The sequence below is a fragment of the Amycolatopsis mediterranei genome (genome assembly GCF_026017845.1).
GTDB lineage: Bacteria > Actinomycetota > Actinomycetes > Mycobacteriales > Pseudonocardiaceae > Amycolatopsis > Amycolatopsis mediterranei.
In genome coordinates this window covers 10,231,641-10,254,593 of sequence record NZ_CP100416.1, presented here as the reverse complement: position 1 = coordinate 10,254,593, position 22,953 = coordinate 10,231,641, and the positions used below count along the sequence as shown (strand labels likewise).

Annotated in this window: 20 protein-coding genes and 1 pseudogene; 9 read left to right on the top strand and 12 right to left on the bottom strand. The window is 70.6% G+C overall.

Translation table 11 applies throughout. The annotated features are described in order from the left end of the window. Nucleotides 1–26: 26 nt before the first annotated feature. Both ISP_RS46385 and ISP_RS46380 read right to left on the bottom strand, forming a co-directional pair. Nucleotides 27–797, bottom strand: a complete 771-nt coding sequence (locus ISP_RS46385) for a tyrosine-protein phosphatase (RefSeq protein ID WP_230468652.1) — start codon at nt 795–797, stop codon at nt 27–29. Nucleotides 798–800: 3 nt separating this feature from the next. After that, nucleotides 801–1,733 carry a DUF5937 family protein gene (locus ISP_RS46380; protein ID WP_034284397.1) on the bottom strand — a complete coding sequence of 311 codons (933 nt, stop codon included), beginning with the start codon at nt 1,731–1,733 and terminating at the stop codon, nt 801–803. Nucleotides 1,734–1,794: 61 nt separating this feature from the next. On the opposite strand from ISP_RS46380, the gene ISP_RS46375 reads away from it, so the two are divergent. Beyond that, on the top strand, nt 1,795–2,934 hold the full coding sequence (locus ISP_RS46375; RefSeq protein WP_013230762.1) for an MFS transporter: 1,140 nt from the start codon (nt 1,795–1,797) through the stop codon (nt 2,932–2,934). Nucleotides 2,935–2,968: 34 nt separating this feature from the next. Next, on the top strand, nt 2,969–4,465 hold the full coding sequence (locus ISP_RS46370; protein ID WP_013230761.1) for an aldehyde dehydrogenase family protein: 1,497 nt from the start codon (nt 2,969–2,971) through the stop codon (nt 4,463–4,465). Nucleotides 4,466–4,715: 250 nt separating this feature from the next. Here ISP_RS46370 and ISP_RS46365 read toward each other — a convergent pair whose 3' ends face one another. Next, nucleotides 4,716–6,290 (bottom strand): GMC family oxidoreductase, encoded by a 1,575-nt coding sequence (locus tag ISP_RS46365; RefSeq protein WP_013230760.1) that lies wholly within the window; start codon nt 6,288–6,290, stop codon nt 4,716–4,718. Nucleotides 6,291–6,445: 155 nt separating this feature from the next. On the opposite strand from ISP_RS46365, the gene purS reads away from it, so the two are divergent. Both purS and purQ read left to right on the top strand, forming a co-directional pair. Beyond that, complete coding sequence (purS, locus tag ISP_RS46360; protein ID WP_013230759.1) at nt 6,446–6,685, top strand: phosphoribosylformylglycinamidine synthase subunit PurS; 240 nt, start codon at nt 6,446–6,448, stop codon at nt 6,683–6,685. Then, entirely contained in the window at nt 6,682–7,359 is a 678-nt protein-coding gene (gene purQ, locus ISP_RS46355) for a phosphoribosylformylglycinamidine synthase subunit PurQ (RefSeq protein WP_013230758.1), read from the top strand. The genes purS and purQ overlap by 4 nt, the downstream gene beginning before the upstream one ends. Before the next feature lie 214 nt (nt 7,360–7,573). On the opposite strand, the gene ISP_RS46350 is transcribed toward purQ, so the two are convergent. Both ISP_RS46350 and ISP_RS46345 read right to left on the bottom strand, forming a co-directional pair. Further along, nucleotides 7,574–9,319 (bottom strand): ABC transporter ATP-binding protein, encoded by a 1,746-nt coding sequence (locus ISP_RS46350; protein WP_013230757.1) that lies wholly within the window; start codon nt 9,317–9,319, stop codon nt 7,574–7,576. After that, nucleotides 9,316–10,950, bottom strand: coding sequence for an ABC transporter ATP-binding protein (locus ISP_RS46345; RefSeq protein WP_013230756.1), 1,635 nt, complete (start codon nt 10,948–10,950; stop codon nt 9,316–9,318). Before ISP_RS46345 ends, ISP_RS46350 begins: the two co-directional genes overlap by 4 nt. A 413-nt stretch (nt 10,951–11,363) precedes the next feature. Between ISP_RS46345 and purL the strand changes: the two genes are divergently transcribed. Next, entirely contained in the window at nt 11,364–13,670 is a 2,307-nt protein-coding gene (purL, locus tag ISP_RS46340; RefSeq protein ID WP_014467856.1) for a phosphoribosylformylglycinamidine synthase subunit PurL, read from the top strand. A 129-nt stretch (nt 13,671–13,799) separates the two neighbouring features. Here purL and ISP_RS46335 read toward each other — a convergent pair. The 6 genes and pseudogenes from ISP_RS46335 to ISP_RS46310 all read right to left on the bottom strand — a co-directional run bounded on the left by ISP_RS46335 (nt 13,800) and on the right by ISP_RS46310 (nt 19,820). Continuing rightward, nucleotides 13,800–14,813, bottom strand: a pseudogene (locus ISP_RS46335) (IS30 family transposase). 106 nt (nt 14,814–14,919) lie between these two features. Then, nucleotides 14,920–16,026, bottom strand: a complete 1,107-nt coding sequence (locus ISP_RS46330; protein ID WP_013230753.1) for a pentapeptide repeat-containing protein — start codon at nt 16,024–16,026, stop codon at nt 14,920–14,922. 4 nt (nt 16,027–16,030) lie between these two features. Further along, entirely contained in the window at nt 16,031–16,930 is a 900-nt protein-coding gene (locus ISP_RS46325; protein WP_013230752.1) for a hypothetical protein, read from the bottom strand. Nucleotides 16,931–17,148: 218 nt separating this feature from the next. Beyond that, nucleotides 17,149–18,018, bottom strand: a complete 870-nt coding sequence (locus ISP_RS46320) for a lysozyme (RefSeq protein WP_013230751.1) — start codon at nt 18,016–18,018, stop codon at nt 17,149–17,151. A gap of 192 nt (nt 18,019–18,210) precedes the next feature. Then, nucleotides 18,211–19,011, bottom strand: coding sequence for a lysozyme (locus tag ISP_RS46315; RefSeq protein WP_013230750.1), 801 nt, complete (start codon nt 19,009–19,011; stop codon nt 18,211–18,213). A 104-nt stretch (nt 19,012–19,115) separates the two neighbouring features. Next, nucleotides 19,116–19,820, bottom strand: a complete 705-nt coding sequence (locus tag ISP_RS46310; protein WP_265049932.1) for a type VII secretion system-associated protein — start codon at nt 19,818–19,820, stop codon at nt 19,116–19,118. Nucleotides 19,821–19,876: 56 nt separating this feature from the next. Here ISP_RS46310 and ISP_RS46305 point away from each other — a divergent pair, with 56 nt between their 5' ends. Continuing rightward, nucleotides 19,877–20,257, top strand: coding sequence for a sterol carrier family protein (locus ISP_RS46305; protein WP_034284386.1), 381 nt, complete (start codon nt 19,877–19,879; stop codon nt 20,255–20,257). Nucleotides 20,258–20,270: 13 nt separating this feature from the next. Here the strand turns inward: ISP_RS46305 and ISP_RS46300 are convergent, their stop codons facing one another. After that, nucleotides 20,271–21,068 carry an SAM-dependent methyltransferase gene (locus ISP_RS46300; protein ID WP_014467855.1) on the bottom strand — a complete coding sequence of 266 codons (798 nt, stop codon included), beginning with the start codon at nt 21,066–21,068 and terminating at the stop codon, nt 20,271–20,273. A gap of 200 nt (nt 21,069–21,268) precedes the next feature. On the opposite strand from ISP_RS46300, the gene ISP_RS46295 reads away from it, so the two are divergent. The 3 genes from ISP_RS46295 (at nt 21,269) to ISP_RS46285 (ending at nt 22,933) form a co-directional block, all read left to right on the top strand. Next, nucleotides 21,269–22,147, top strand: a complete 879-nt coding sequence (locus ISP_RS46295) for a helix-turn-helix domain-containing protein (protein ID WP_013230746.1) — start codon at nt 21,269–21,271, stop codon at nt 22,145–22,147. 254 nt (nt 22,148–22,401) lie between these two features. Continuing rightward, a complete protein-coding gene (locus ISP_RS46290; RefSeq protein ID WP_013230745.1) occupies nt 22,402–22,641 on the top strand; it encodes a DUF397 domain-containing protein in 240 nt (79 codons plus the stop codon). Continuing rightward, nucleotides 22,628–22,933, top strand: coding sequence for a hypothetical protein (locus tag ISP_RS46285; protein WP_013230744.1), 306 nt, complete (start codon nt 22,628–22,630; stop codon nt 22,931–22,933). Before ISP_RS46290 ends, ISP_RS46285 begins: the two co-directional genes overlap by 14 nt. Nucleotides 22,934–22,953 lie beyond the last annotated feature (20 nt).

The window sequence follows — 22,953 nt, the reverse complement described above, 5'->3', positions numbered from 1 at the left end:
CTCCTTCACGGGTGGTCGATCCCAGCCTAGTCCCGCCGCGTCAGCCGGTGCCGGATCTCGTCGAGGTCGCCGGCGGCAACATTGGCGTCGAGGAGGTACCGCTCGACGTCGAACCCGGCGAGCGTGTCCCGGACGGCTGCCGCGGTCGTGGTGCCCCGCTCCGCGAGGATCGTCGCGATGACCGGCCCCTGGTCATCGGTGCCCATCGCGGCGTACAGCGGTCTCACGGCTTCGGTGGACAGGGCGTAGTCCGCGGCGATGGCGTCGGGGCCGACGCCGGCCAGCGCCAGGAGCAGGAGCGCGACGAGACCGGTCCGGTCGCGCCCGGAACCGCAGTGGAACAGGACACCGCCGGGCGCGGACCGGGCGATCGCTTCGACGACGGCGGCGCAGCGCTCGGCCTTCCGGTCGAGGAAGGGGCGGTAGTAGAGCGGGCTGCCGTTCAGCCGCTCGCGGTTGACGTACCGCCAGAACTCGAGGTCGTCGATGTCGTCGAGGGGAACCTCGACGCGGTCGAGGTCCGCCGGAACGGCCGGACCGGTCGCGGCGGCGAACTGCGCGGAACCCGCCAGCGCCGTCGTGGCGTCCGCCGTCGGCCGGATCTCGTCGGGGTTGCGCAGGTCGATGACGGTCCGGACGCCGGCCTCCCGGGCTTGGTCCCACCCGGCGCCGGTCACGAACCTCAGGTCGGCCGCCCTGAAGAACGCGCCGCGGCGGGTCGTCTCGCCCGAGCGCGTCGGCAGGCCACCGAGATCCCTGGTGTTGTAGAAGCCTTCCCAGTCCACGGCTCTGTTCATCTGTCACAGTTTGCCCGTGAGCAGCGCGTCGCCGAGTTCCGTGCGCCGGTACAGCACGCGATGACCCCGGCGTTCCGCCGCCAGCAAGCCCGCTGCGCGCAACGCCGTCAGGTGGGCCGAAACCGTCGCCGGTGCCAGGTCGTGGCGCCGGGCCAGCTCGGTCGTCGCCGCCGGGCGGTCGAGCGTGGTCAGCAGCAGGGCCCGCGTCCGGCCGAGCACCTCCGCCAGCGGTGCCGGCGGCTCGGCGGCGGAAGTCCACAGCGAAGCCACGCCCCGGGCGGGGTACAGCAGCGAAATCTGCCACGGCGGCACCGTCACCACCCCGACGTTCGGCCACGCGAACACCGCCGGGATCAGCAGCAGCCCCCGCGCGTCGATCGGCAGGCGCTCCCGGGACCGGACGTCGACCAGCACCGACGTCCCCGACAGCCGGACGCGCGGGTGGAGCTCCGCCAGCATCGCCGCGAGCCCGCCCGACCCCAGCTGCCGCGTCCGGTGGGCGATGTCCGCCGCGAGCAGCTCGCGCAGGCGGGGCCACTCCGGGGCCAGCAGCGCGTCCCACACCGTCTCGAGCTGATCGGCCAGCAGGTCGCGCGCGGCCGTCGGGTCGGCCGGCAGCCCGGACAGGTCCGCGTCGACCATGCCGAGCTCCAGCGCCACCTGCGCGGGCGGCGTCGCACGCACCACCGCCAGCTGCGCTTCGGCGGTCGTCTCGGGACCGTCGGGCGGCGGGCTCAGGAACTCGGTGAGGTAGTGCCGCGCGCTCAGCACCGCCGTCAGCTCGGGCACGTCGGGCACCTCGGAGAGCCACGGCGGAGCCGCGGGGTGCCGCCGGATGCCGAGCAGCGTCTGGACCGCGCCCAGCACCTCCTCCAACGGCGAGATCGCGAACCGGACGCGTTGGCTCCCGGCCGCGGTCAGGACCAGCTCGATCACGACTGATTCGCTCTCACCCGAATCAGTGTGCCGCACGCGGATGAGCCGCAAGCGTACGAGCATGTCGTTGTTCATCCATCGCGCCTATTGGCGCTGGTCGGCGGGTGTCCAGTTCGCCCGGCTGCCGTCGACCATGGCGCCGCTCGCGTTCACCCTGCTGACCACCGCGACGACCGGCTCCTACCGGCTCGGCGGCGTGCTGATGTCGGTCTACGTCGCCGCCGAGATGGTGTGCGCGGTGCCGGTCGGGCGGTTGCTCGACCGCATCGGCCCTTCGCGGGGCCTGCCCGTGCTGCTTCTGCTGACCGCCGCCGGGTATGGCGTGCTGGCGCTGGCCGCCGGCGCTCCCGCACCCGTCTTGATCGCGCTCGTCCTGCTGCCCGGCATCGCGGGCGGCGCGTTGTCGGGCGGCTTCCGGACGCTGCTCGCGGACACCGTCGACGACGAGTTGCTGCCGCGGGCGATCTCCGTCGACGCGATGCTCCTCGAAGGGGTGCTCATCGGCGGTCCGGCGCTGGTCGCGCTGCTCGACCTGGCCGGCACGTTCGTCCCGCTCGCCGCGATGGCGGTCGTGTGCCTGGCGGCGGCGCTGCTCGTCCCGCGTGGCGTGGGTTCGCGCGATCGGGTGGAATCCGAAGCCGACGTCCCACCCGCGCGGCTCGCGACCTACCTGCCGTGGCTGGGGTGCGCGTTCACCGTCGGGCTGCTGCTGTCGACGATCGAGGTGGCGCCGCTCCCGCTGGTCCAGCGGCTCGGCGCGCCGGAAACCGCCGCGCCGGTCGTGATCGCCGTGCTGAGCGGGGCGAGCATCGCGGGGAGCGCGCTCTACGCGTGGCGCGGGAAGACCGGCGACCCGCGGCTGTTCCTCGCCGGGTTCGTCGCCGGCGGGCTCACCCTCGCGGGCGGCCTCGGCTGGGCCGGGCTCCTCGGTTCGGTCGCCTTGATCGGCGCCTGCACCGGTCCGCTGGTGGCCGCCACCTCGGTCAACCTCCAGCGCCTGCTGCCGAAGAATCGCAGGTCAGCGGGGTTCTCCTTGAGTTTCACGGTGCAGGCGGCCGGTTTCGGCCTCGGCTCGCTGGCGGTCGGCGTGCTGCCGTTGTGGCTCCCGCCGTTGTTCGGTGTCTTTGCCGCGGCGATCGCCGGTGCAATGCTGGTGCGGAAGCCCGCACGAGCTATTGGCACGATGTCAGTAACGTCGTAACCTGGGCTGACCCGCGACCTCCAGGGAGACGCCGATGACTGCCGTCCAGCCGAAGCCGACGACGGTCGGCGAGACCTTCGACTCGCTCAGCCCGGCGACCGACGAGGTGGTCGGAACCTACCCGATCCACACCGCGGAGGACGTCAAGGCGGCCGTCGAACGGGCGCGCGTCGCGGCGGAGTGGTGGGCGGGCCTCGGTTTCGCCGGGCGCGCCGAGCGGCTCAAGAGCTGGAAGGGCGTGCTGACCCGGCGGCTGCCGCAGCTGTGCCAGGTGGTCCGCGACGAGACCGGCAAGCCGATCGCCGACGCGCAGCTGGAGAGCGTCCTGGCCATCGAGCACATCGCGTGGGCGGGCAAGCACGCGAAGAAGATCCTCGGCAAGCAGAAGCGCTCGGCCGGCCTGCTGATGTCGAACCAGGCGGCGACCGTCGAGTACCAGCCGCTGGGCGTGGTCGGCGTGATCGGCCCGTGGAACTATCCGGTGTTCACCCCGCTCGGCTCGGTCGCGTACGCGCTCGCGGCGGGCAACGCCGTGGTGTTCAAGCCGAGTGAGTACACGCCGGGCGTGGGCAAGTGGCTGGTCGACGCGTTCGCCGAGATCGTCCCGGAGCAGCCGGTGCTGCAGCTGATCACGGGCTTCGGCGAAACGGGCGCGGCGCTGGTGACCGCGGGGGTCGACAAGATCGCGTTCACCGGCTCGACGGCGACGGGCAAGCGCATCATGGCCGCGGCCGCCGAGACCCTCACCCCGGTGGTGATCGAAGCGGGCGGCAAGGACCCGGTGCTCGTCGACGCGGACGCCGATCTGGATGCGGCGGCCGACGCAACGGTGTGGGGCGCGTTTTCCAACTCCGGCCAGACCTGCATCGGCGTCGAGCGGGTGTACGTCCACGAGAAGGTCCACGACGCGTTCGTGGCCAAGGTGGTCGAGAGGTCGAAGGACGTCCGCGCGGGCTCGGACGAGGCGGCCCAGTACGGCCCGGTGACGATGCCTTCCCAGCTGGGCGTGATCAAGCGCCACATCCACGACGCCCTGTCCCGCGGCGGCAAGGCGGTGCTGGGCGGAGAGGACGCGGTGGGCGACCGCTACGCCCAGCCGACGGTCCTGATCGACGTCCCCGAGGACTCCGAGGCGGTGACGGAGGAGACGTTCGGCCCGACGGTGACGATCGCGAAGGTCCGCGACATGGACGAAGCGATCGAGAAGGCGAACAACACGAAGTACGGTCTGGGTTCGACGGTGTTCTCGAAGTCCCGCGGCGTGGAGCTGGCGGAGAAGCTGCGCACAGGCATGACGGCGATCAACGCACCGCTTTCGTTCGCCGGCATCGCTTCCCTGCCCTTCGGCGGCGTGGGCGACTCGGGCTTCGGCCGCATTCACGGACCGGAGGGCTTGCGCGAGTTCGCCCGCACCAAGGCGATCGCCCGCCAGCGGTTCACGGCCCCGTTGACGCTGACCTCGTTCACCCGCAAGGAATCAACGGACGCCTTGGTGGCCAAGCTGGTGACGATCCTCCACGGCAAGCGCTGAGCCGGTCCGGGGTTGTGGACAATTCGGGTCCGCAACCCCGGAACAGCGCCGAAACTGTCGGTGCACGCCGGTAAACTGGATACCGGGGGCCGAGGGCCGCCCTTCGCCGCTCGCGCGAACCGAACGCGCGGCCGAGCCTCGCTGCGCAACCCGACCTTGCGGCCCGCAGCGAACTGCGCGAGCCCACCCAGCAGGAAAGCCGCCGCGCGCCGTCGGCGCCACAGCAAATCCCCAGAACAGCAAACCGCGGCTAAGCCGACCGTCCCCGGATCAAATCCGCCGCCTTCTCCGCCACCATGATCGTCGGCGCGTTGGTGTTCCCCCGCGGCACCACCGGCATCACGGAAGCATCGACCACCCGCAACCCCTCCACCCCCTGAACCCGCAACTCCGGGTCGACCACCGACCCGATCGCGCAAGTCCCCACCGGGTGATAGAGCGTCTGCGTGTTCTCCCGGATGTGTTCGGCCAGCTCGGAATCACTCAAGTCGTGCCGCACCGGCAGGAACGGCTTGTCCAAGAACCGCCGCAACGGCCCCACCTGCCCGATTTCGATCAGCGCCCGCAACCCGGCGATCATCGTCTCCATGTCCCGCGGCTCCGCGTAGTAAGCCGGGTCGATTTCCGGCTTCCACAGCGGATTCGCCGACTTCAGCCGCAGCCGTCCGCGGCTCGCGACGTCCACCAGCGTCGCCGCCGACGTGAACCCGGGAACCGTCGGTTCGCGCAACCCGTTGTCGTAGAACAACGTCGGCGCGACGTGGATCTGCATGTCCGGCGCCGGCAGGCCGTTCGTGGTCGGGTAGAACGCCCCCGCTTCGCCGATGTTCGACGCCAGCGGCCCGCGCTTCGTCAGCTGGTAGCGGATCAAGCCACGAGGAGTGGCCGCGTCCACCAGGTCGGTCGTGTCCTTTGTGGACCAGATGATCCCGCACGCCGGGTGGTCGTGCAGGTTTTCGCCGACGCCGGGCAGCGCGGTGACGACGTCGATGCCGTGCTCGCGCAGGTGTTCGGCCGGGCCGACACCCGAAACCATCAGCAGCTGCGGCGAGTTGACCGCGCCGCCCGAGAGAATGACCTCCGCCGAAGCGTGCACCGCGCGCTCCACGCCGTTGTCCAAATAGGACACGCCGACCGCACGCGTGCCCTCGAAGACGACGCGGGTGGCGGCCGCGAGGGTCTTCACCGTCAGGTTCGGCCGCGAAAGCGCCGGGCGCAGGTAGGCGTCCGCGGTGGACCACCGCCGCCCCTTCTTGCACGTCACCTGGTAGACGCCGGCGCCTTCCTGGCTCTCGCCGTTGAAGTCGTCGGTGCGCTTGAGGCCCCACGCGACGGCCGAGTCGACCCAGGCGTGCGACAGCTCGTGGGTGAACCGGCGGTCTTCGACGTGCAGCGGGCCGTCCGTTCCGTGCAGCGGCCCGCCGAGCCGCTGGTTGCCCTCGGCGCGCTTGAAGTACGGCAGGACGTCGTCCCAGCCCCAGCCCACGGCGCCGTGGGAATCGCGCCAGCCGTCGTAGTCGGCGCGGTTGCCGCGGATGTAGATCATCGCGTTGATCGACGAGCAGCCGCCAAGCATCTTGCCGCGCGGCCAGTACGACGTCTTGCCCGTGTGCTTCTGCTCGACGGTCTCGTAGTTCCAGTCCCACTTGGTCTTGAACAGCGAGGGGAACGCGGCGGGGATGTGGATTTCGTCCGCGGTGTCCTCCGCGCCCGCTTCGAGGAGCAGGACCTGGGCCGAAGGATCCTCGGTGAGGCGGTTGGCGAGGACGCACCCCGCGCTGCCGGCGCCGACGATGACGTAGTCGTAGGACTCCTGGACGGCCACGGTGCCTCCTGTTGGCGAGAAGTCAACGACTCATCATGGCGCAGCCCCGCGCCGTCGGCCAGTCTAGGCTTCCCGGTGGGCCCCGCCAGGTCGTCGAGCGGGTGAACTATGCTCGCGGGGTACCCACGACCTGCGTGAATAAGGAGCAGCCTGCCGTGGCCCGAGTCGTCGTCGACGTCATGCCGAAGCCCGAAATCCTCGACCCGCAGGGACAGGCCGCGCTCGGCGCCGCCGGCCGTCTCGGCTTCACCGGGATCACCGAGATCCGCCAGGGCAAGCACTTCGAGATCGAGGTCGACGACACGGTCGACGACGCGACGCTGGAGAAGATCGCCGAAGGCTTCCTCGCGAACCCGGTCATCGAGCAGTGGACCATCACGCGGGTGGACGCGTGAGCGCGCGCATCGGCGTCATCACCTTCCCGGGCACCCTGGACGACGGTGACGCGGCGCGCGCGGTCCGCTACGCCGGCGGCGAGGCCGTGTCGCTGTGGCACGCCGACGAGGACTTGCGCGACGTCGACGCCGTGGTCGTCCCGGGCGGTTTCTCCTACGGCGACTACCTGCGTGCGGGCGTGATCGCCCGGTTCGCGCCGGTCATGACGCCGGTGATCGAGGCGGCCCGCGCGGGCATGCCGGTGCTCGGCATCTGCAACGGGTTCCAGATCCTGTGCGAAGCCGGCCTGCTGCCGGGCGCGATGATCCGCAACCAGGGCTTGCACTTCATCTGCCGCGACCAGTGGCTGCGGGTGGAGAACACCGACACGGCGTGGACCACCCGGTACGAGACCGGAGCCGAGATCCTCATCCCGATGAAGAACATCGACGGCTGCTACATGGCCGAGCAGTCCACTTTGGACGAGCTGGAGGGCGAGGGCCGTGTGGTGTTCCGGTACGTCGGCGGGAACCCGAACGGCTCGCGCAACGACATCGCCGGCATCCGCAGCGAGAACGGCCGGGTCGTCGGGCTGATGCCGCACCCGGAGCACGCGATCGACGCGCTGACCGGGCCGTCGGACGACGGGCTCGGCATGTTCTTCAGCGCGGTGGACGCGCTCGTGAAGGCGTGAGGGCGGGCCGCGCCCCCCGGTAACCATTCTACCGGGGCACACCGACAGTTCCGGGGCTGTGGACGGCGGTGGACGTCAGTTATCCACAGCCCCGGACCCGGTCGGCTCTTGCTCCGGTCGTTCGACCGCCCGCTTTCCGCGGCGGTCATCACGGACGACGACACGTCACTCCCCAGGGTGATGGTCATCCACCCTGGGGAGCAACGTCTCCGGACTAACTGGCCGCCGCGACCAGGCGAGCGTATGAGCCGCCCGCGGAAAGCAGCTGGTCGTGCGGGCCCAGCTCGGTGATCCGGCCGCCCTCGACCACCGCCACCCGGTCGGCCGCCGCCGCCGTGTGCAGGCGGTGGGCGATCGCAATCACCGTCCGGCCCGCCAGCACGCTGTTCAGCGACCGCTCCAGGTCGCGGGCCGAGCCCGTGTCCAGCAGCGACGTCGCTTCGTCGAGCACCAGCGTGTGCGGGTCGGCCAGCACCACCCGGGCGAGCGCCAGCTGCTGCGCGATCGCCGCCGGCACCGGGTGCTCGCCCGGCCCCAGCTTCGTGTCCAGCCCGGACGGCAGCGTCGCCACCCAGTCCGTCGCCCCCGCCGACGCCAGGGCCGCCGTCAGCTCCTCGTCCGTCCAGTCGCCGCCCGCGCGGCGGGCCGGCAGGGCCAGGTTCTGCCGCAGCGTCCCGGAGAACACGTGGTGCTCCTGGGTCAGCAGCAGCACCTCGCCGCGCAGCACGTCGTCGGTCAGCGCCGAGACGTCCTGGCCGCCGATCCGCACCGAACCCGACGACGGCGCCGCGATGCCGGCCAGCAGCCTGCCGAGCGTCGACTTGCCCGCCCCCGACGGCCCGACGATCGCCAGCCGCTCGCCGCGCGGGACCCGCAGGTCGATTCCGTGCAGCACCTCGCGGTCGGTGGTGTAGCTGAACCGCACGCCGTGGACGTCGATGTCACGCCCGCGCGGCACCTCGTCCACCTTGTCCACGTCCTCGACCACGACCGTCCGGACGCCCAGGATCCGCCGGGCCGCGGCCGCCGCGACCTGCAGGTCTTCCAGCCAGAACAGCGCCTCGTTGAGCGGCGCCGCCATCGCCTGCATGTACAGCAGCATCGTGGTGATCTCGCCGAGCCCGGCCCAGCCGCGCGTGTACGCGAGCAGCCCGAGCGGCAGCATGACCGCCAGCGGCAGCACGTAGCTGATCTCCAGCGACGGCAGCCACCGCAGCTGCAGCGCCCGCATCCGGCGCTCGCCGAGGATGCTCTGGTCCAGCGCGTGGTACGCCGCGTCGACCCGCCGCTCGGTCAGCCCGAGCGCCTCGACCGTGCGCGCACCCTCCGCCGTTTCGTGGACGCTGGTGGTCAGATCCGCCCACCGGTCCAACATCCACTGCATCACCGACGGGATCCGCCGCTGGTACCAGACGTTCACCGGGACCAGCAGCGGCAGCGCGACCAGCAGGCCGAGCGCCAGCAGCGGGGACGTCAGCACCATCGCGACGACCGTGAACACCACGGTCACCACCGCGACCAGGATCTCCGGCGCCGCGAACCGCGCCGCGTGGTCGATCCGGCCGAGGTCGGTGGTGGCCCGGCTGAGCAGGTCGCCCGTCCCGGCCGCTTCGACCGTGCCGAGCGGCAGCTGCAGCGCCGTCCCGACGAACTCCTCGCGCGTCTCGGCCAGCACCAGCTCGCCGAACAGCGCGCCGCGCATCCGCGCGACCTTCCGCGCCAGCGCCTGCAGCACGAGGATGCCGACGAACACCCCCGCCAGCACGTCGACGTGGCCGGTCGTGGTGCCGGCCGCGACGTCGTCGACGAGCGCGCCGAGCAGCTGCGGCCCGGCGAGCCCGATCAGCGTGGCCACGGCCAGCGAGCCCAGCAGCAGGCCGAACTCGCGTTTGTGGCTCGCCGCCGTCTTCAGCGCCCAGCGCCGGACGTCCCGCCGGGACGCCGTGGGGAGCCGCTTCACACCGTCACCCCCTTCGCCGTGAAAACCTCGTCTGCCACATGTGTCCACAAGGGACTCTGGCTGAACACCACCGTCGTCTTGCCGTGTCGCAGCGCGGCGACGCGTTCGGTGATGCGTGCCTCCGTGTGCGCGTCGACCGCCGACGTCGGCTCGTCGAGCACCAGGACGTCGGCATCGGTCGCCAGCGCGCGGGCCAGGTTCAGCCGTTGCCGCTGGCCACCGGACACCTCGCGGCCGCGCTCGCCGATCACCTCGTCGACGCCGTTGGGCAGCGCCTCGACGATGTCGTCGGCATCGGCCGCGTACAGCGCTTCGGTGATGCTGACGCCGCCCGGCCGCGCCGGCGCCAGCTGCTCGCGCAGCACGCCGGAAAACCAGATGTCCTGGTTGTGCGCGTAGACGATCCGCTGCCGCAGTTCCGCGAGGGCGACGTGGTCCGCCCGGACCCCGCCGGCCAGCACCTCTTCGCCCTCGGCCGGATCCGCGAACCGGGCCAGCCGGTCGGCCACCGCTTCGCCGTCGGCGCCCAGGTCGACGACCGTCAGCCGGCCGGCCGGGACGCGGATCCCGGATTCGGTGTCCACCAGCTCCAACGGCCCTTCCGGCAACGGCACCGGCGTCTCCGGATCCGCCAGCTTCGGGCGGATCGCCAGCAGCGCGACGACCTTCCGCGCGGCGACCAGACCGGACGTGATCGAGCCGACCGCCTCCGTCGCCGCGGTGACCGGCCAGATCAGGAACGCCGAAACGCCGTAGAACGCCACCAGCTGCCCGAGGCCGATCTCGCCGGCCACCGCCAGCCGCGCGCCCAGCCAGGTGATCACCACGGTGACCAGGCCGGGCAGCGCGATCTCCGCGGCGGCCAGCCAGGCCTCGGCCCGGCCGACCTCGATGCCGGCCCGCCGCACCCGCTGGCTCGTCTCCCGGAAGCGGGCGAAGAACCGCCGCTCGCCGCCGATGCCGCGCAGGATCCGCAGGCCCGACACGATGTCCGCGCCGAGTGCGTTGACGTCTCCGCGCTGCTCGCGCTGCTGGGCCTTGCGCTTCTGCAGCGGCGCGAGCAGCGGCCCGATGCCGAGCACCGCGAGCGGCACGCCGACCAGCGCGACCACCCCGAGCAGCGGCGACGTCGAGATCAGCCACACCGCGACCACGACGAACGCCAGCAGCGAGCCGAACGTCCGCCCGGTCATCTCGACGGTGTTGCCGATGTGGTTGATGTCCGTCGTGCTGATCGCGACGAGGTTCCCGGTGGTCGTGTGCTCCCGCAGGGCGGCGCCGACGCGCGTGGTATGCGCCGACACGGTGCGTTGGGTGGAGCCCGCGCCGTGCAGCCACTGGCCGTAGTTCAGGAAGTGCAGCCAGGTCCCGGACAGCGTCTGCGCGACACCGAGCGCCGCCGCGACCAGCGCCCAGCGCCCCACGGCGGCGCCGTCGTGCGCACCGACGGCGCTGATGCCCTGGCCGATCACCAGCGGCATGAGCGCACCGGGCAGCGCCCAGACGACACCGATCGCGGCCGCGCTCAGCACCGTGCCGAGCCGGGCCCGGAACACGGCGAGCAGGAAGCGGCTCGCGGTCGGCCGCACGGGCAGCCGCAGCGGCGGAAAGGGGTACGTGGCGGAAAGCACGATTTCCGACGGTAAGCCGACACCCCGGGGAAGGCGACTGATTTTCCGGCTCCCCGGCCGCTCTCCGCGCTCCGGCAACTCTCCGGTCGTTCTCCGCGCCCGGTCGTTCTCCACTCTCCGACGGCTCGGAATCCCGGTCTCAACACCCCGGCCCGCTCGGGGGACCCCCGGTTTCAACGTTACTCGCGGGGACCGACAATTCCGGTCCGCGCACCCGAGCCGCACCCCGAGTTGTCCACAAGGCGCGCGCACCGCCCGAGTCTCAAGCGCCCGAAGGCGGCCTCGGGTGCGTCCAACGCACCGAAGGCGCTCCCGCCTCGCCGGATGTTGCCTCGGTCACACCGGCCGCAGGGTGCTCGGGTTCGGTGGCCCACCGTCCGGGGTGGCCGGGCCCGGCACGTATCCTGGCGGCCGTGGCGAACCCTGACACGGACACCGTGACCAGCACCGTTGACACCACCGAGCGTGCCGGGGCGACCCCGGACCACACCCAGCCCTACCGCGAGCTCGGGCTCGCCGACGACGAGTACGCCCGCATCCGGGAGATCCTCGGCCGCCGGCCCACCGACGCGGAGCTGGCGATGTACTCGGTCATGTGGAGCGAGCACTGCTCGTACAAGTCGTCGAAGAAGCACCTGCGGTACTTCGGGGACACCGCCACCGACGAGATGAAGGCCAAGATGCTGGCCGGCATCGGCGAGAACGCGGGGGTCGTCGACATCGGCGAGGGCTGGGCCGTCACCTTCAAGGTGGAGAGCCACAACCACCCGTCCTATGTGGAGCCTTACCAGGGCGCGGCGACCGGCGTCGGCGGCATCGTCCGCGACATCATGGCGATGGGCGCGCGGCCCCTCGCGGTCGCCGACGCGCTGCGCTTCGGGCCGGCCGACGCCCCCGACACCAAGCGCGTGCTGCCCGGCGTGGTCGCCGGCGTCGGCGGCTACGGCAACTGCCTCGGCCTGCCGAACATCGGCGGCGAGCTGGTCTTCGACCCGTCCTACTCGGGCAACCCGCTGGTGAACGCGCTGTGCGTCGGCGCGATGCGCGTCGAGGACCTGCACCTGGCGTTCGCCTCCGGCACCGGCAACAAGATCATCCTGTTCGGCGCGCGCACCGGTCTCGACGGCATCGGCGGCGTTTCCGTCCTGGCGAGTGACACCTTTTCGGGTGACGAGTCCTCGGGTGGCCGCAAGAAGCTGCCGAGCGTCCAGGTCGGCGACCCGTTCACCGAAAAGGTGCTCATCGAGTGCTGCCTCGAGCTGTTCGCGCAGAAGCTCGTCGTCGGCATCCAGGACCTCGGCGGCGCCGGGCTGTCCTGCGCGACGTCGGAGCTGGCCGCGGCCGGCGACGGCGGCATGCACATCTACCTCGACCGGGTTCCGTTGCGCGCCACCGGGATGACGCCGGCGGAGGTGCTCTCCAGCGAGTCGCAGGAGCGCATGTGCGCGGTCGTCTCGCCGGAGAACGTCGAGGCGTTCATGGCCGTCTGCCGCAAGTGGGACGTCATCGCGACCGACATCGGCGAGGTCACCGACGGCGAGCACCTGGTCATCACCTGGCACGAGGAGGTCGTCGTCGACGTTCCCGCGCACACGGTGGCCCACCAGGGCCCGGTGTACGACCGGCCGATCGAGCGTCCGTCCTTTCAGGACGCTTTGATCGCGGACACGTCGGCCTCGCTCCCGCGTCCGTCCACTCCGGACGAACTGCGCGCGGACGTGCTCCGGTTGATTTCGTCGCCGAACCAGGCGTCCAAGGAATGGGTGACGTCGCAGTACGACCGGTACGTGCGCGGCAATTCCGTGCTGGCGCAGCCGTCGGACTCGGGCATGATCCGGATCGACGAGTCGACCGGCCGCGGTGTTTCGGTGGCGACGGACTGCAACAGCAAGTTCGTCTACCTCGACCCGTACCGCGGCGCGCAGCTGGCGCTGGCCGAGGCGTACCGCAACGTGGCCACGGGCGGCGCGACGCCGGTCGCGGTGTCGGACTGCCTGAACTTCGGCGCCCCGACCGACCCGGGCGTGATGTGGCAGTTCGAGCAGGCGGTGCACGGCCTGGCGGACGGCTGCGTCGAGCTGGGCATCCCGGTGACGGGCGGCAACGTGAGCTTCTTCAACCAGACGGGCTCGACGGCAATCCTCCCGACGCCGGTGATCGGCGTCCTCGGCGTGATCGACGACGTGACCCGCCGCATCCCGACGGGCATCGGCGCGGAGGCGGGCGAAACGCTCCTGCTGCTGGGCGAGACGCACGACGAGCTGGACGGCTCGGCGTGGGCCCGCGAGCTGCACGGCCACCTCGGCGGCGTGCCCCCGCGTGTGGACCTGGCCCGCGAGAAGCTGCTGGGCGAGATCCTGGTGGCGGGTTCCCGCGACGGCATGATCTCGGCCGCCCACGACCTGTCGGACGGCGGCCTGATCCAGACGCTGGTCGAGACCGTCCTCATCGGACAGTGCGGCGTCCGCGTGTTCCTCGACGCGGACCAGGACCCGTTCGTGCAGCTGTTCTCGGAGTCGGCGGGCCGAGTGCTGGTGGCGGTCCCGCGAACGGAAGAACTCCGCTTCACGGAGATGTGCACGGCGCGCGGCCTCCCGTGGCGCAAGACCGGCGTGGTCGACCCGGAGTCGGGAACGCTGGAGCTGCAGGACATCACGGAGTTCACGCTCGACGAGCTGCGCGAGGCCTGGGAGCGCACGCTCCCGGCCCTGTTCGACTGACCGGACCCCGACCTGTCCACAACCCGCCCGGGTTGTGGACAGGTCGGGGGTTCGCGAGCGGTTCCGGGCTTTTCGTCGCACCCCGCCGATAGACTGGACTTGGGGACGCCCCCCTAGGGAGGGCGGTTTCTAGGAGTCGTTGCAACACTGCTGCTGGTGGTGGGTGGTGTTGAGTAACTGTGTCATGCGTTCGGCTGGGGTGTCCCAGTCGAGGGTCATGCGGGGCGGGTCGTTGAGTTCGATGGCGACGGTGTCGAGGTGTTCGGCGGTGTGGACCGCGAGGTCGGTGCCTTTGGGGAAGTACTGGCGGAGCAGGCCGTTGGTGTTCTCGTTGGAGCCGCCGACCGGTTGTGGGTGCCCATGATCAGGTCGCCTTCCAGCGCCCGGGTACCGCCCGGTCCGCGACCTCTGCTGGGCGGTCGCTGATCATCACCATCGGGGTGGCCATCCGCGGCCGCCGCTGATCCGGCCGCACGTGGGTCGGCGCTGGACGCGGCCACTGCGCAGCCACCCGGCGACCTCGCGGCGCAGGCCGCCTCGGGCCTGGACGTAGAGGGCTTGGTAGAGGGTTTCGCAGCTCACATGCCACTCCGGGTGGTCGGGATGGTCGCGGCGGAGCCGGCAGGTGATCTGCTGCGGGCTCCACCGCGCGTCCAGCCCATCCTGGATGATCGCCCGCAACGCCGGATCCGCGACCAGCTTGCTCACCTTGGGCCGGGCCCGCCGCGCGGCGGCCAGCCCGTGTGCGGCGTGGGGCTGGTAGGTACCGTCGGGTTGCTGGTTGCGGTCCAGCTCCCGGCTGATGGTCGAGACCGGCCGGCCCAGCTCGGCCGCGATCATCCGCAGCGAGGTCCCGGGCTGGCGGATCCGGTCGGCGATCCGGATCCGCTCGGCCAGGCTCAAGAACCGCGAGGACACCTCCGCCGGCGCCGCCAGAGGTGCCTCTGCGACCTGGGCCGCCTCGGCCCGCCGGCGTTTCGCGGTCCGGTAATTGACCCCGACCCGCCGGGCCGCCTCCCGAGCTCCTACACCTGCTTCCACCAGGCCAAAGTAGGCCGCACGCTCAGCGGTCAACGGCTTGCCACGCAGACCAGGACCGCCGGAGCGGCAGTGCGGGGCACGGTCACGATCCCTGCTGGACATGAGGCAACTCCTGAACACTCAGGTGTTGCCACCACCCCTAGAAACCGCCGAGGGCGGGGGGCCGCGGTGAGGTCGTGCCCGTGCCGCCCGGAGAAAGCCCAGCGGCTCAGCCCACCTTGGCGACCACCCGCACATCCCCATCACGCAGCTCCTCGAAGTCCCACTCCGCAGGCAGCTGCACGTCCTTCTCACCCCGAACCAGCGTGTTGTACAACGAAACCGACTCCGGCAGCGAAGCGAACCGCAGGTCGGTCTGGCCGGCGAACCTGGTCCGCCGCAAGTCCAGTGACTCCGTCGCGTGCGCCCCGGTGAACTCGACGTCGCCGCCGAACTCCGCGTCCTTGAACGTTGTGGGACCGGCGAACTTGGCGTTGCGGAAGTCGGCGCTCTCGCTGAAGCGGGTTCCGCTGAACCAAGCCACGCTCGCGAAAACCGCGTCACGGCAACGGAAGTAGCCCACCAGGCGGCCTTTTCCCGTGCCCGCACCGGTGAAGTACGCCTTGCCGACCACGAGGCAGCGGCTGAAGTGCGTGCTGCTGTGCAGGGATGCGTAACGCAGGAGGAGGTTGCCGATCTTGCGGTCGGTCAGGTCGAGGTACTCCAGCACCGCGCCGGTCAGATCCAGGTCGTAGGCCGGCGCCTCCGCGTCGGTCGCGGCCGGGAGCAGCTCCTTCACCAGCCGCTGCGCGGTGAGGCGGACCGTGAGCTCCTGCTCCTGCTCCTGCTCGCCGCGCACTGTCTCCCGCTTCTTCCGGTCCAGACCCTCGGCGTACCGCGGGTGCTCGAACGGCCGCCGCAGGTACGAACACAGCACGTCCAGCACCGTCTGCGTGTAGGCCGGCCGGCTCCGCGCCAGCCCCGCCAGCGCGTGCAACGCCCCGACGCGCACCTGGTCGGCCGCGTGCCCGAGCAGCTCGACCGCCTTCGCGAACCGCTCGTCGGCGACCCGCTCGCGGTCCTGTTCCGCGCGCTGCGCCTCGAGTTCGTGCCGCCGCCGCTCGATTTCCTGACGGCGCTCCTCGACCCGGCGCCGCCGGTCGTTGAGCCACAGCGCGTACAGCGCCACGATCGCGCCGCCGGCCAGGCCGCCCGTCTTCAGCGCGTCACTGCGGCTGGTGGCGGGGTCGGTCAGCAGCCAGCCGCCGACCCCGAGCAGCAGCAGCACCGAGGCGAGGAACGTCCACGCCAGCGGCGATCGCCAGAGCAGCTTCACCGGCTCAGGACACCAGCATCGTGCTGACGCAGAAGCCCTTTTTGTCGAAGTTCGTGGCGCTCAGCGTGCCCTTGACCGCCTTGCCGGCCGACGTCCCGGTGACCTCGCCCTCGACCAGGTACTTGTCGGTGGGCACGGTGCCGAGCTGCAGCTGCAGCGGCGGCTTGAGGAACGTGTCCAGCCACGAGCTGAGCAGCTCCTTCGAGTCGGCGCAGCCCAGGGCGACCGCACCGGCGTTGTCGCCCGCGTTCAGCTTGTCGATGAAGCCCTGCAGCACGACCTTGGCGTCCGAGTTGCCCCCGCCGCCACCATCGGGAGTGGCCGAGACCGTCGGCTTCTTGGCCGTCGGCTTCGACGTGGACGGCTTGGCCGACGTGCTCGACGACGGGGCCGCGGCCGTGTTGGAGTCGTCCTTCGAGAGGAAGAACCCGGGTGCGACGAAGCCCGTGACGCCGACCAGCGCGAGCACGACGACCACGGCGGCGCCGATGGCGATCCACATCCCGGTCTTGCTCTTCTTCGGCGGCGCCGGCGGCCCGCCGAAGCCCTGCGTGTAGCCGCCGGTCGCCGGGTCCCAGCCGGACACCTGGCCGCCCGCGTTCGGGTCCCAGGCCTGCTGGCCGTACTGCTGCGCGTTCGGGTCCGCCCACGCCGACTGCTGCTGCGCGTTGGGGTCCGCCCAGGCCTGCTGCGCGTACGGGTCGCCCCACGGCTGCTGCGGGTTGGCCGGGAAACCGCCCGAGGCAGGCGGGTAGCCCTGCGGGTTCTGCGGGTACTGCTGCGTCGGGTACGGCTGTTGCTGCTGGTTGGGGTCCCACCCACCCTGCTGCTGGAAGCCACCGGACTGCGGCTGGCCGTACGGGTCGGGCTGGCCGGGCTGGCCCGGCTGAGGCGGGTACGTCATCTTTCCATGCCTTCCGGGCGCTGGCTGTTCGTGCGCTTCCGACGTCCGGCGGGCACGTGCGGTTCCCCCCAGGACGTGGCTGCAGCATTCTGCAAGCTCGGACGGTACGGCATGAAACCGGCTCCCGGTCATGACGACGCGAAACTGCGTTCCGGGGGTTCCGGGTGGCGGAGCCCCGGTCGGCACAGCCGTCGTGATCCGGGAGCCGGGGGGGCGGGTCAGCCGTTGGCGAGGGCCTGGAGCCGGTCGTAGGCACCGTTGAAGGTGTCTTGGTCGAGCGGGCTCGAGGTGTACTGCCAAACGGTGTAGTAGCCCCAGTTGTAGGGCAGGGCACCGACCGAAGACGCGTACCGCGCGACCCACAGCGGGGCGGTGCTGGAGAAGTCACCGTTCACGCAGCCGTCCCACCAGCTCTGCGACGTGTAGATCGCCGGGTAGCGGCCGGTCAGGGAGTGGTAGGTGTCGTGGAAGTCGAGGATCCACGACGTCATCCCGGACTTGCTCAGCCCGTAGCAGGTCGCGCCGTACGGGTTGTACTCCATGTCCAGCGCCCCGGGCAGCGTCCGGCCGTCCTTGGACCAGCCGCCGCCGTGGGCGACGAAGTAGCGGGCCTGCGCCGCGCCGCTCGAGGTGTTCGGCGTGGCGAAGTGGTAGGCGCCGCGGATGAAGCCCTGGTTGTAGGAGCCGTTGTACTGCTGGGTGAAGTACGGGTTGGTGTAGTTGGTGCTCTCCGTGGCCTTGGTCCAGACGAACCGCTTGCCTTGGTTCCACCAGTTCGCCCAGTCGACGTTGCCTTGGTAGCTGGCGACGTCCATGCCGGCCACCGTCGCCAGCACCTGGCCGGGGATGGCCTGGCCGGGCTGCGGCTGCTGCGCCGATTTCTGGGTGTCCGGAGTCGACTTGTCGCCTTCGACGCGCCGGATCTGCGACCCCAGCTCGTGGTTGTGCTGCGCGATGTCCGCGTTGATCGCGGCCACGGGGTCGACTTCGGGGGAGAAGGTCGTCGCCTGCGCCGTGCTGCCGAGCAGGAGCAGCGTGGCCGGGACGACCAGGGCAGCGAACAGCCGCCCTCTTCGGGGAGTGGACATCGTTGAATCCCTTCACGGATACCCTCGCGATGAGCGGCTTACTGCAGGTAGCCGCCCGAGCACGATTGTTGAGGACGAAGTGGCGTTTGTCACTCAGTTCCGTGAAATTGGGTATACGTGTGGGTGATTTTCCCGGGAAGAAGATCGTTAATCGGTGACGGGTTAACACCTATTATTGGACGGTTGCGCCGTTCAGCCCAGCGCGAGGGCCAGCAGCCGGTCCGCTGAGCCGTTGAACCAGTTCTGGTCGCCGGGCAGCGTGCCGCGGTCGGCGAACTGCCAGATCGTGTGGATGCTCCAGCCGGACGGCAGTTCGCCGATGAAGCTGTTGTAGCGCGCGATCCAGAGCGGGTTGGCGCCGAAGCCGCCGTTGTTCGCGGTGCACCGCTTCCACCAGCTCGTCGACGTGTAGATCGTCGGGTACCGGCCGGTCGCCGCGCGGTAGGTGTCGGAGAAGGCGCGGATCCAGTCGGTCATGCCCGCGGCATCCTTGCCGTAACACGTTTCGCCGTAGGGGTTGTACTCCGCGTCGAGCGCGCCGGGAAGGGTCTTGCCGTCGGCCGACCAGCCGCCGCCGTGGGCGAGGAAGTACCGCGCCTGGGCCGCGCCGTCGGAGATGTCCGGCCGCGCGAAGTGGTAGGCGCCGCGGATCAGGCCGGCGTTGTAGGAGCCGTTGTACTGCTGCGCGAACTGCGGGTTCACGAACCCGGTGCCCTCGGTCGCCTTGACGTAGACGAACTTGGCGCCCGCCCCCGCCGCGCCGGGCCAGTCGACCGGCCCCTGGTGCCCGCTGACGTCGTGCCCGAGCTGCTGGTCGTCGCCCCCGTACAGCACGTCGGGGCCCTCGCCGACGCCTTCGACCTTGGCGATCTGCGAACCGGCGTAGTGGTCCTCGGCACCGGTGTAGCGGTCGACGGCCTTCGCCGGTGCCTGCCCGGCCACGAGCAGGACCGACGCGAGGACGGCGGCGAAGGGCAGCGAACGTCGTTTCACCCTCTTGCTCCCCACCGATCTCGTGACACTTCTTCAGCCTCACGATGCACCGGCGTCGCCGGATCGGCGAGTCGATGATCACTCGATGGGGTGGCCCCCGCAGGTCAGCGCCGCTCGTCGGCGACGGCCTTCAGCAGGTGCTCCGCCGGCACGACCGCGGTGATGAGGTCGTGCGGGTTGATCGCGACCGGGTGGCCGCCGAGCAGGTCGACGATGTCGCGGCCGAGCACGGCCCGCGCGTGCGGCCACTCGCGCGGCACCAGCGACTTGCGGGTGTAGGCGGGCACCATGACCCGGCCGTCGGTGTTGTGGAAGCCGATGACGGTCCGCTGCACCGGCGACATCGCGTAGACGAACAGCGTCGCGTCGAGGACGACCTTCGGCAGGTCCGACGCCGGGCGGTGTTCGGTCCGGACGAGCTGCAGCAGGTGCTCGAGGTCGTTCGCCGGTTCCGGGAAGCCGAGCGCCTTGGGCGAGGGCCGGTAGCGGTCGTTGGGGTGGAAGTCGGCGACGACGTCGCCGACGCCGTTCACCGGGTACGCGCCGACGACCGCCCACGACGGCACCGGGCCGTTCGGGTCGAAGGCCTCGTCGATGACGTACAGCCAGCTGTCGGGATTGGCGCGGGCGTTCGCGCGCATCTCCGCGGTGATCTCGGGCGTGCCGTGCTTGCCGGTGCGCCGCGCCTGCCGGCCTTCGCGCCGCGAGGCCCGGTTGTGCTTGCCGTGCCTCCCGGGGCGATCGGCTCCGCTTCCGGTGGGCTGCTGCGAAACCATCCGATCCGCCTCGTCCCGCTGCGCCATCGTCATCCCCACGTTCTCGGGTGTGCCTGCCACGTCTTGGTGCGCCACTCTACTGTTTGCCCATGGCCTCTTCGCGTTCGGTCGACCCCGGACAGTTACGTGCGGCGGTGCTGGCGATTTCCCCGTGGCTGCAGGGCGAAGCGCCCGCTCCGGCGCGCCCGGAACTGGCCGCGGCGGTGCGCCTGTCCCTGCGTGCGCTGGCGGCCGACGCGCCGGGCCGGACGGTCGAAGTCCGGGTGCCGCCGTTCGCCGCGGTGCAGTGCGTGGACGGGCCACGGCACACCCGCGGCACCCCGCCGAACGTGATCGAGACCGACCCGCGCACGTGGCTCGAACTGGCCACCGGGCAACTGGACTGGACCACGGCGGTGGCCGACGGCCGGGTGTCCGCGTCGGGCACCCGGGCCGACCTGTCCCACTGGCTCCCGCTGCTCCGCCTTTGAGGGGGTGGGAAGGCTAGGGCTTGCGGCCGATCCCGCCCGCGATGGTCCGCTGGGCCACGTTGAGCTCCTTGAGCCGCGGGCCGTCCGGCCACCAGTCGGCGCACCGGACCACGCCCGGGGGCACCATTTCGAGGCCGGGGAACAGGGCCTCGATCTCCTGCTGCCTCCGGAAAGTGCCCGAGCCCATCGGGCTGTGCAGGAAGAAGTCCTCCATCTTGCGGGCGGTCGCGGAGTCCTCGTCCTCGGGGTCGAAGAAGTGTGAGATCGCCACGAAGGAGCCCGACGGCAGGGCGTCGATGTACTCCTTCATGATCTCCGCCGGCCGTTCCGGGGTGCCGTTGAAGTGGTGCAGCGTGCCCATCTGGAGGAGGGCGACCGGCTCCGTGAAGTCGATGTGCTGCCGGACGACCTCGTTCTCGAGGATCCGCTGCGGCTCGAAGATGTCCTCGGCGACGAAGTGGGTGTTCTCGTTCTCTTCGAGCAGCGCGCGGCCGTGGGCGAGCACGACCGGGTCGTTGTCGACGTAGACGACCTGGATCTCCGGGTTGATCCGCTGGACGACCTGGTGGGTGTTCTCGGCGGTGGGCAGGCCGGAGCCGCAGTCGAGGAACTGGGTGATGCCGGTCTGGCTGGCCAGGAAGCGGCAGGCGCGGATCAGGAAGCCGCGGTTTTCGAACGCGAGGTCCTGCGCTTCCGGGGCGGCCTTCTGCACCTTGTGCAGGACCTCCCGGTCGATCTCGTAGTTGTCCTTCCCGAGCAGGAAGGCGTCGTAGACGCGCGCGATGCTCGCTCGGGTCGGGTCGACCCCCACGGGAACTCGTTCGGTCCGGGTCGCGGCGTCGGGCATCTTGAACCTCGCAAGTTCTGTGTCGAAAGTCTCGTACTCTACGTAGAGTAGGACTCCGCACGCATGCGGTAAACCGGGTCACCTCTTTGCGCAGGACGGCCCAACGTGTACTTTCGGTAGTCGGGCTAGGACCCCCTGGTGACGTGAGCGCGGAAGGGCCGGGAATGAACGCGGTGAACGCGTCCGCAGCTGAACAGAACATCGGCCCCACGGCCCGCCGCATGATCCTGGGCTCGCAGCTGCGCCGGCTCCGTGAAGAGGCCGGCATCACCCGTCAGCAGGCCGGTTACAACATCCGCGGGTCGGAGTCGAAGATCAGCCGGCTGGAGCTGGGCCGGGTCGGCTTCAAGGAACGCGACGTCACCGACCTGCTGACGATGTACGGCGTCGACGACCCGAACGAGCGCCGGGCGTTCCTCGACATGGTCAAGCAGTCGAACGAGCCCGGCTGGTGGCGGCGCTTCGGCGACACCATGCCGAACTGGTTCACCGACCTCGTCGGCCTCGAAGAAGCCGCGGCGCGAATCCAGATCTGGGAGCCGCTCTACGTGTCGGGCCTGCTCCAGATCGAGCCGTACGCGCGGGCGATCTTCAGCCACGGCCGGTCGGAAATGGCCGACGAGCGGGTCGACCAGCTGGTCGCGCTCCGGATGCGCAGGCAGAAGATGTTCAGCAGGCCGGACGCGCCGCGGGTCTGGATGGTGCTCGACGAATCGGTGCTCTACCGCCCGATCGGCGGGATGAAGGTCCTCAAGCAGCAGATCGAATACCTGCTGGAGATGAGCGCGCTGCCGCACGTGTCGATCCAGGTCCTGCCGTACACGCGCAGCGGCCTCTCCGCGGAGCACGCGTTTTCGCTGCTGCGGTTCGGCGAGCCGGAACTGCCGAACATCGCCTACGTCGAATACATGACCGGCGCGCACTACATCGAGAAGCGCGAAGAGATCGAGAAATACAGCCGTGCGCTGGACATGCTGGCGGTCGACGCGGAGACGCCCGAGCGGAGCCGGTCGATGCTCGGCAAGCGCCGCCAGGAGATCTAGCCACCGCTGTCCTCGCTTCGCCGACGGTTTTGGCCCCGGCGATCGGTAACCAACAGTAGCGATTACGCCGTTCGGGAACCTGTCTGCCACCCGATAGGTTAACGGCAGGCCGCCGATTCTTACCGTCGGCGAACTTTGCAAGAAATTCTGCACGTGCATTTAACTTTGCAGTCACACGTGCTAACCTCGAATACGCGGGCAGATGCACATGCATATGCATCGCCCTGGAGCTTTCCGCATCGAGAGGTGGGAACATGGCTGAGCGATTCGAGAACGGCATCCCGGCCGATCGGCTGTCCGGGGCCGAGTGGCGCAAGGCGAGCTACAGCGGTGCATACGGCAACTGCGTCGAGGTCGCGCCGCTGTCCAACGGGGAGATCGCGATGCGCAACTCGCGGTTCCCCACCGGCCCGGCGCTCGTGTACACGCGCGCCGAAATGGCGGCGTTCCTGGCGGGCGCGAAGGACGGTGAATTCGACGATGTCCTCGGCTGAGGCCGTCGCCCCCGTCTTCGACATCGAAACCGGACTGCAGGAGCTGGTGGCCCGCGGCTACCAGTTCGTCCACCCCGCCGACGAACGCGGTGAAGTCCTCGCCGTCGTCGGCGTGCGGGTGCACGACGACGTGGTGGACGTGGTCCGGCTCAACGCCGAGGACGACGTCGTGGCGACCAGGATGCCCGGCTCCGAAGAGAACATCTTCGAGCCGGAGCGGTGGCTGTGGCGCCGCCGCGGAGAGGGCGCGCAGGTGCTGTCGGAGATCCTTTCGCTGCCGGATGCGTGTTGACGGTACAGGCTTGCGGGCCC